Annotated in this window: 8 protein-coding genes; 7 read left to right on the forward strand and 1 reads right to left on the reverse strand. The window is 68.6% G+C overall.

The features are described 5' to 3' along the window. Positions 1-59 precede the first annotated feature (59 nt). On the reverse strand, positions 60-1169 hold the full coding sequence (locus ACSHSS_RS21525; protein WP_217044193.1) for a 2-aminoethylphosphonate--pyruvate transaminase: 1110 nt from the start codon (positions 1167-1169) through the stop codon (positions 60-62). 300 nt (positions 1170-1469) lie between these two features. Between ACSHSS_RS21525 and phnS the strand changes: the two genes are divergently transcribed. From phnS to ACSHSS_RS21560, 7 genes are read left to right on the forward strand one after another with little or no spacing between them, the layout of a single operon-like run. Beyond that, positions 1470-2561 (forward strand): 2-aminoethylphosphonate ABC transporter substrate-binding protein, encoded by a 1092-nt coding sequence (gene phnS, locus ACSHSS_RS21530; RefSeq protein ID WP_445545531.1) that lies wholly within the window; start codon positions 1470-1472, stop codon positions 2559-2561. A gap of 34 nt (positions 2562-2595) precedes the next feature. Beyond that, positions 2596-3699 carry a 2-aminoethylphosphonate ABC transport system ATP-binding subunit PhnT gene (gene phnT, locus ACSHSS_RS21535; RefSeq protein ID WP_012216381.1) on the forward strand — a complete coding sequence of 368 codons (1104 nt, stop codon included), beginning with the start codon at positions 2596-2598 and terminating at the stop codon, positions 3697-3699. Continuing rightward, entirely contained in the window at positions 3677-4597 is a 921-nt protein-coding gene (phnU, locus tag ACSHSS_RS21540; RefSeq protein WP_060114737.1) for a 2-aminoethylphosphonate ABC transporter permease subunit, read from the forward strand. The genes phnT and phnU overlap by 23 nt, the downstream gene beginning before the upstream one ends. Next, positions 4587-5447 (forward strand): 2-aminoethylphosphonate ABC transport system, membrane component PhnV, encoded by an 861-nt coding sequence (gene phnV / locus ACSHSS_RS21545; RefSeq protein WP_035955661.1) that lies wholly within the window; start codon positions 4587-4589, stop codon positions 5445-5447. Before phnU ends, phnV begins: the two co-directional genes overlap by 11 nt. Further along, a complete protein-coding gene (gene phnA, locus ACSHSS_RS21550; protein ID WP_445545532.1) occupies positions 5444-6754 on the forward strand; it encodes a phosphonoacetate hydrolase in 1311 nt (436 codons plus the stop codon). Before phnV ends, phnA begins: the two co-directional genes overlap by 4 nt. Beyond that, positions 6751-8205: a phosphonoacetaldehyde dehydrogenase gene (gene phnY, locus ACSHSS_RS21555; RefSeq protein ID WP_445545533.1), complete on the forward strand. Its 1455-nt coding sequence runs from the start codon at positions 6751-6753 to the stop codon at positions 8203-8205. Before phnA ends, phnY begins: the two co-directional genes overlap by 4 nt. A 4-nt stretch (positions 8206-8209) precedes the next feature. After that, on the forward strand, positions 8210-8761 hold the full coding sequence (locus ACSHSS_RS21560) for a phosphonate degradation HD-domain oxygenase (RefSeq protein WP_059786961.1): 552 nt from the start codon (positions 8210-8212) through the stop codon (positions 8759-8761). Positions 8762-8994: the final 233 nt, after the last annotated feature.

An 8994-nucleotide genomic window follows, 5' to 3' on the forward strand; every position in this document is an offset into this window, starting at 1 on the left:
CACGCAGCAGTCGTGCATTCGCCCGGCGGCCTCCCAGGCCGCCGGGCTTTTTTATAGCTTCACGCCGGTTGCAGCGCGATGCCGAGCGACTCGATCGCACGCGCGATGGCGGCCACTGCGCGGCGGATATCGGCGGCGTCGATCGCACCGATGCAGCCGACGCGGAAGGTCTCGACGCGCGTGAGCTTGCCCGGATAGAGGATGAAACCCGCATCGCGTACGGCATCGTAGAACGGGCGGAACGCATACGCGCGATCGGCCGGTGCATGGAACGTGACGATTACGGGCGCCTGAATGCCCGCATCGAGAAACGGCACGAAGCCGAGCGCTCGCATCGATTCGATCAGCGTGCGGCAGTTCTCGCGGTAGCGCGCGCCACGCGCAGGCTGCCCGCCTTCCGCCCGATACTGATCGAGTGCGGCGCGCAACGCGGCGACCACGTGCGTCGGCGGCGTGAAGCGCCACTGGCCGGTCCTCCGCAGATACGCGTACTGATCGTGCAGATCCAGCGCGAGCGAGCGCGCGTGGCCGGCGCACGCGTCGAGCGCGTCGCGCCGCACGATCGCGAATCCCATGCCGGGCACGCCTTCGAGGCATTTGCCGCTGGCCGAGATCAAGGCGTCGATGCCGCTGCCCGCAAGCGCGATCGGCAGTGCGCCGAACGAGCTCATCGCGTCGACGATCAGTCGCTTGCCATGCCGCCGGCAGACGGCGGCGATCGCGTCGAGCGGGTTCAGGATGCCGGCGCTCGTTTCCAGATGCACGAGCGCGACGTGCGTGATGCGCGGCTCGCGCGCGAGCATCGCGTCGACCGCGGCCGCGTCGACCGCCGCATCCTCGCCGAACGGCAGCGCGATCGCGGTGACGCCCAGCCGTTCGAGGATCGTCAGGATGCGCGTGCAATACGCGCCGTTTTCCGGCACCAGCACGACGCCGTCGCGCGGCACGAGCGTGCCGAGCGCGGCCTCGACCGCGAACGTGCCGCTGCCCTGCATCGGGACGCAGACGTATTCGTCGCCGCCGTGCGCGATCTCGACGAGGTCCGCGCAGACGCTCGCCGTCAGCCGGTTGAACGCGGCATCCCACGAGCCCCAGTCATGTTGCATTGCGTGGCGAGTTGTGGCGGACGTCGTGAGCGGGCCGGGCGTCAGCAGGATCGGGTCGGACATGGTTTTCTCCAGCAAGGATCGGACGAAACGCCGGGCGGCATTTCTGAGTGACTTGCAGGATATTGGCAAAATGTGTCATTTTGTGGAAATTGTGGCGCGCGTCACGGGTTTGTCATCGAACGCTGTGATCCTTCGGGTGCCGCGCACGAGCGCCGTGCGCGGCGGCGACGCGGGCCGATCGGCCGGCTCGCCCCGATCGACAACCGCTCGGGCCGGAACCGCCGCATGGCGCGCGGCCGGCCCGCAGCGCAGAGCCGGACGTGCCCCGGCCGTTTGGTGTACCGCCTACGGAGAAGTGAGATGACACTGCAGAATTCCACGCGCGCCGCTGCCGGCGCGTTCCGCAAGCTGGCGCTGGCCGCGTGCGCGGCGGGCCTGCTGCAAGGCGCGGCGCTGCCCGCGCATGCGGCGAACGCGGTCGTGCTGTATACGGCCGACGGCCTCGAGAACCTGTATCGCGACGTGCTGCCCGCCTTCGAGAAGAAGGAAGGCGTGCGCGTGAACATCGTGACGGCCGGCAGCGGCGAGGTCGTGAACCGCGCGAACATCGAGAAGAATTCGCCGAAGGCCGACGTGATCGTCACGCTGCCGCCGTTCATCCAGCAGGCGCGCCAGATGGGGCTGCTGCAGGCATATCAGAGCGTGAACTACAAGAACGTGCCGGCGATCGCGAAGGCCGAGGACGGCACGTGGGCGACGTTCGTGAACAACTACTTCTCGTTCGCGATCAACCCGGAAGTCGTGAAGAACCAGCCGAAGACGTTTGCCGATCTGCTGTCGCCGAGCTATGCGGGCAAGGTCGCGTACTCGAACCCGGCGACGGCCGGCGACGGGATGGCGGTGCTGATCCTGACGACGTCGCTGATGGGCGAGGACAAGGCGTTCGACTATCTCGCGAAGCTGTCGCAGAGCGTGAAATTCCACACGAAGGGCACGGGCTACCTGAACGTGCTGCTGTCGCGCAACGAGATCGCGGTCGCGAACGGCGATCTGCAGATGGATCTCGACGACGCCGAGCACGGCGCGCTGTCGGTCAAGCCGATCTTTCTCGCGGCGAAGGAAGGCGACCAGCCGACGACGTTCCAGCTCCCGTACGGCATCGGTCTGATCAAGGGCGGCCCGAACCAGGACGCCGGCAAGAAGCTGATCGACTATCTGATGTCGACCGACGTGCAGTCGAAGGTGCCGGACATGTATGGCATTCCGGGTCGCACCGACGTGCCGCTGACCGGCAAGAACGGCGAGGCGGTGAAAAAGGCGATTGCGGGCGTGAAGCTGATTCCGGTCGACTGGAACCAGGTGATGGCGAAGAAGCCGGTGTGGCTCGAGCGCTGGAAGAAGGATGTGATCGGCAGCTCGGGCAAGCCGCTCGACGTCGTGAAGCCGAAGTGAGCGGCGCGCGCTGCCCGTTCCCGTGAGCAAGAGGATGACCCTGGTGGATACCGCCCTGACCCATCCCGGCGCATTCGGCGCCGCCGAGCCGCGCACGACGCTGCGGTCCGGCGCGCCGGGCGGCGTGCAGATCGAGCATCTGAGCGTGCGCTACGGCGCGCGCACGGTGCTCGAGGATCTGTCGCTGTCGATCGGCGCCGGCGAATTTCTGACCGTGCTCGGCAAGAGCGGCTGCGGCAAGACGACGCTGCTGCGCTTCATCGCCGGGTTCGTGAAGGCCGACGGCCTGACCGGCACGTTGACCGTTGCCGGCCGCGATCTGACCGATGCGCCGCCGCACAAGCGCAATCTCGGTCTGCTGTTCCAGAATTACGCGCTGTTTCCGCACCTGTCAGTGTTCGAGAACGTCGCATTCGGCCTGCGCGCGCGCCGCATGGCGTCGCCCGAGGTCACGCGGCGCGTCGCCGACGCGCTGAAGCTCGTGCAGCTCGGCGATGCCGGTCATCATCTGCCGGCGCAGCTGTCGGGCGGGATGCAGCAGCGCGTCGCGCTGGCGCGCGCGCTCGTGATCGAGCCCGACGTGCTGCTGCTCGACGAGCCGCTGTCCGCACTCGATGCGAACCTGCGCGCGTCGGTGCGCAGCGAACTGAAGGCGCTGCACGAGCGGCTGCCGAATCTGACCGTCGTTTGCGTGACGCACGACCGCGACGATGCGCTCGTGCTGTCCGATCGCGCGCTGCTGCTGCGCGACGGACGCATCGCGCAGCTCGGCACGCCGCAGCAGCTGTACGACGCGCCGAACGACGGCTACGTCGCGCGCTATCTCGGCCCGGCGAACCTGCTGCCGCCGCACGTGATTTTCCCGCTCGGCGATCCGCGCCACGACGTGCGCGACAAGGTCGCCTGCGTACGGCCCGAGCGCCTGACCGTGATGCCGCTCGCGGCGGGCGGGCTGCACGGCACCGTGGCGTCGGTCGAATGGCAGGGCGCGGACCTGTCGATCGCGGTCGTGCTCGACGCGGCGCCGGACGAACCGGTGCGCGTGACGATGCAACGCGGCCGCGCGGCGGCGCCGGCGCGCGGCGCGCGCGTTTCCCTGCATTGCGAGGCAGACGATGTCGTCCTTATCGAGCCCTGAAGCCGGCCTGCCGCCGCAAGTGCGCGCGTCGGCCGCCGCGCACGCGGCCGCCGCGAAGCGCCGCAAGCGCATCGCCGATTTCCATCTGCTCGCGCTCGCGATCGTCGTGCTCGGCCCGCTCGTCGTCTATCCGCTGGTGCGGCTCGTGCTGCTGAGCCTGTCCGGCGATCACGGGCTGAGTTTCGCCGCGTACCGGACTTTCTTCGGCAACCCCGACACGCGCCAGGTGCTGCTGACGACGCTCGGCGTGCTGTTCGCGAGCGCCGGCACCGCGTCGCTGCTCGGCGTGATGTTGGCCGCGCTGCTGTTTTTCAGGCCGTTCCCCGGCGCGGCGCTCGTGACGCGGTTCCTGGAGTTGTATGTCGCGTTCCCGTCGTTCCTCGTCGCGTTCACGCTGATCTTCCTGTACGGCTCGCAGGGCTCGGTCAGCATCGCGCTGCAGCAGCTGTTCCATCTCGAGTCGCCGCCGCTCGATTTCCTGTTCGGCATCGGCGGCGTGATCCTCGCGCAGACGGTGTTCTATACGCCGTTCGTCGTACGTCCGACGCTCGCGTCGTTCGCGACGCTCGACCTGCGGCTGATCGAAGCGGCGCGCAGCCTCGGCGCGTCAGGATGGATGCTCGCGCGTCGCGTCGTGCTGCCGATCGCGTGGCCCGGCATCGCGGCCGGCACCGTGCTGTGCTTCCTGCTGACGCTGAACGAATTCGGGATTCTGCTCGTGCTCGGCAGCGCAAGGCTCGTTACGCTGCCGGTCGCGATCTACAGCAGTGCGACCGTCGATCTCGACCTGCCGACCGCGTCGGCCGGCGCGGTCGCGATGCTCGCGTTGTCGCTCGCGCTGTATGCCGTTTATCGCCGCGTGAACCGTCGTGCGACGGGAGGAAACGATGTCCGCTGAAATTCACGTCGCGCACGCGGTGCCACGGCGCCGCGCCGACTGGCGCGATGCGCTGCTCAAACATGCCGCGCGCGCCGCGCTCGCGCTCGCTGCGTTCGCGTGCTTCTGGCTGTTCGTGCTGCCGGTGATCGTCGTCGCGCTGTCGAGCGTGGCGACGCAGTGGTCCGGCACGATCCTGCCGGCCGGCTACAGCCTGCGCTGGTTCGCGCGGCTCGGGTCGCCGGAATACGATGCGCTGCTGACGAGCCTCGAGATCGGATTCGGCGTAGCGGCGCTCGGCACGCTGCTCGGGCTGTGGCTTGCGCTCGCGCTGGAAGGGCGCGACCGGCGCGGGATCGGCGCGGTCGTCGATGCGCTCGTGATGGTGCCGAACGGCGTACCGAGCGTCGTGCTCGGGCTCGCGGTGCTGATCGCCTATCACCAGAAGCCCGTCGATCTGTCGAGCTCGGCGGCGATCGTCGTGCTCGTGCAGCTCGCGCTGATTCTGCCGTTCTGTTATCGCTGCGCGGCTGCGGCGCTGCGTCCTGAGCTGACCGTGCTGCGCGAAGCCGCCGCGAGTCTCGGCGCACCGCCCGCGATGGTGCTGCGCCGCGTGCTGCTGCCGCAGCTCGTGCCGGCGCTGCGCGCGAGCCTCGCGCTCGGCTTCGCGCTGTCGCTCGGCGAGCTCGGTGCGACGCTGACCGTCTATCCGCCCGGCTTCGCGACCGTGCCGATCGTCGTGATCGGTCAGGTCGAGCGCGGCTATTACCTGCCTGCGTCGGCGCTGTCGCTGCTGATGCTCGGTGCGTCGCTCGCGGCGCTGCTGCTGATCGCCGCGCGCGTGCCGCGCGGCACGCGGGGCGCCGCATGAACGCCGCGTTCGCGGTGCGCGCACCGGGCGCGGCGCCTGCCTCGCGCGGCGCGCCGGCGAATCTCGCCGATCGGTTCGTCGACGTCAACGGCCGTCGCTACCGCCTGCCGTCCGAGCCGACGGCGGTCGTCTGCATCGACGGCTGCGGGTACGACGATCTGGCGCGCGCGGTGGACGCCGGCGTCGCGCCGTTCATCGGCCGGATGCTCGCCGAAGGCAGCGCATGGCGCGCCGACTGCGTCGTGCCGACCTTCACGAACCCGAACAACGTATCGATCGTCTGCGGCGTGCCGCCGTCGGTACACGGGATCTGCGGCAACTATTTCTGGGATCCGGACGCCGACGGCGGGCGCGGCGCCGAGGTCATGATGAACGACCCGGCCTATCTGCGCGCGGGCACGCTGCTCGCGGCCGCATCGGACGCCGGTGCGCGCGTGGCCGTCGTCACCGCGAAGGACAAGCTGCGCCGGCTGCTCGGCTGGCAACTGAACGGCGTGTGCTTTTCGGCGGAGAAGGCCGCGCAGGCGAATCTCGCGGAAAACGGCATTGCGGACGTGCTCGACTGGGTCGGGCTGCCGTCGCCGGACGTCTATAGCGCCGCACTGTCCGAATTCGTGTTCGCCGCCGGCGTGCGGCTCGCGCAGACGCGCCAGATCGATCTGATGTATCTGTCGACGACCGACTACGTGCAGCACAAGTGCGCGCCCGGCAGTGTCGGCGCGAATGCGTTCTATGCGATGACCGACCGCTATCTCGCGCAACTCGACGCGCTCGGCTGGGCGATCGGCATCACGGCCGATCACGGGATGAACGCGAAGCACGATCCGGCGACGGGCCGGCCGAACGTCGTCTATCTGCAGGACGCGCTCGACGGCTGGCTCGGCGCGCGCGCCGCACGCGTGATCCTGCCGATCACCGATCCGTATGTCGTGCATCACGGCGCGCTCGGCTCGTTCGCGACCGTCTATCTCGCGCCTGCCATCGATCGCACCGACGCGATGTGGCGTGTCGGCGGCCTGGACGGCGTCGAATGCGTACTCGACAACGCGGAAGCCGCCGCACGCTTCTCGCTGCCGGCCGACCGGATCGGCGACCTCGTCGTGATCGCGCGCCGCGACACGACGCTCGGCACGCGTGAGCGCGACCACGATCTGTCGGGACTGACCGTGCCGCTGCGTTCGCACGGCGGTGTGTCGGAGCAGGAAGTGCCGCTGCTATTCAACCGCCGGATCGAGCGGCGCGACGTCGAGCGCCGTCCGCGAAATTTCGACGTGTTCGATTTCGTGCTGAACCGGGTCGCGCGATGATGGCCCATCCGCGACAGGACCACCCCGCGTTTCGCGCCGAGGCGCTGCGCTGGTGCGGCACGCGTGCGGCGCGTGAACGCACGTTCGACGTGACGGATCCGTATACCGGCACGCGTGTCGGCACCGCGCCGCTCGCGAGCGTCGACGACGTGCGCGCCGCGTTCGACTATGCCGCCGCTTACCGACCGACGCTCACGCGCTACGAACGCTCGCAGATTCTCGAGCGGGCGGCCGCGCTGCTGCGCGAACGTGCGGAAGAGGCGTCCGATCTGATCACGCTGGAGTCGGGCCTGTCGAAGCAGGATTCGCGCTACGAGATCGGCCGCGTCGCCGACGTGCTGAAGTTCGCGGCGGTCGAGGCGCTGCGCGACGACGCGCAGAGCTTCTCGTGCGATCTGACGCCGCACGGCAAGGCGCGGCGCGTGTTCTCGCAGCGACAGCCGCTCGAGGGCGTCATCGTCGCGATCACGCCGTTCAATCACCCGATGAATCAGGTCGCGCACAAGATCGCGCCGGCAATCGCGACCAACAACCGCGTGATCGTGAAGCCGTCGGAGAAGGTGCCGCTGTCGGCGTTCTATCTGGCGGACCTGCTGTACGAAGCCGGGTTGCCCGAACCGATGCTGCAGGTGCTGACCGGCGATCCGCGCGAGATTGCCGGCGAACTCGTCACGCACGCGCAGGCCTCGCTGATCACGTTTACGGGTGGCGTGGCGATCGGCAAGGCGATCGTGGCGAAGGCTGGCTACCGGCGCGTCGTGCTCGAGCTCGGCGGCAACGATCCGCTGATCGTGCTCGACGATGCCGATCCCGAACGCGCGGCGTCGCTCGCCGCGCTCGGCTCGTACCGGAATTCGGGGCAGCGCTGTACGGCGGTCAAGCGCATTCTCGTGCAGCGCTCGATCGCGCCGGCGTTTACCGAGGCGCTCGTCGAGAAGACGCGCGCGTGGCGGTATGGCGATCCGTTCGATCCGACCAACGAAATGGGCACGGTGATCGACGATGCGGCGGCGCGGCTGTTCGAAGCGCGCGTCGCCGACGCGCTCGCGCATGGCGCGCGCCTGCTCACCGGCAACGTTCGCCGCGGCGCGCTGTATGCGCCGACCGTGCTCGACCGCGTCGATCCGTCGATGACGCTCGTTCGCGAGGAGACGTTCGGCCCCGTGTCGCCGGTGATCGCGTTCGACACGATCGACGACGCGATCCGGATCAGCAACGGCACCGCGTTCGGGCTGTCGTCGGGTGTGTGCACCGACAGTACGGCGGCGGTCGTGCGATTCGTGAACGAGCTGAACGTGGGGACGGTGAACGTATGGGAAGTGCCTGGATACCGGATCGAGCTGACGCCGTTCGGCGGGATCAAGGATTCGGGGCTCGGTTACAAGGAAGGCGTTCAGGAAGCGATGAAGAGCTTCACGAACCTGAAGACCTTCTCGTTGCCTTGGGAGTGACGCAATGGCGCTGACAGTGGAAGACATCGATCGGTTGTATCGCGAGCACGGCCATGTCGCGTATAGCGGCGAGCCGGTGACGCAGCTCGAGCATGCGCTGCAGAGCGGACTGCTGGCGGAAGAGGCCGGCGCCGACGAGGCGCTCGTCGCGGCTGCGTTTCTGCACGACCTCGGGCATTTGCTGAATCGCCAGGGCGAGACACCGAGCGCGCGCGGGATCGACGATCTGCATCAGTATTTCGTGCTGCCGTTTCTGCGGCCGCTGTTTTCGGACGCGGTGCTCGAGCCGATCCGGCTGCACGTCGACGCGAAGCGCTGCCTGTGCCGGACGGACGCCGGCTATCTCGAGAGTCTGTCGCCGGACTCGGTGCGCAGCCTCGCGCTGCAGGGCGGCGTGTTCGGCGAAGAGGAGGCGGCGACGTTCATGCGGCGTCCGTATGCGGAGGACGCGCTGCGTCTGCGCCGCTGGGACGATACGGCCAAGGCCGAGGGCAAGCCGACGCCGGATCTCGATCACTATATGGAGATCGTCGCGCGGCAGGTACGCGCGGCCTGAGCGTTCCGGCGTGTCGATCCAGGGCCCCGCGCGCGACAGCGTGCGGGACCCTGGATTTTTTTCGCGAAACCCCTTGCGCGTTGGGCGCGGGCTGCATAGAATCACGCCTCTTTCGCGCTAACGGAAACGCGGCGCGAGAGGGGAAGCGGAGTCGGACGTGTGCTGCAGCATAGAGCGCCCGCCCGACGAAGGAAGAAGAACCCCGCAGTCGCAACGATGTAGTGAAAAAAGTT

It is taken from the genome of Burkholderia sp. BC1, assembly GCF_052683555.1.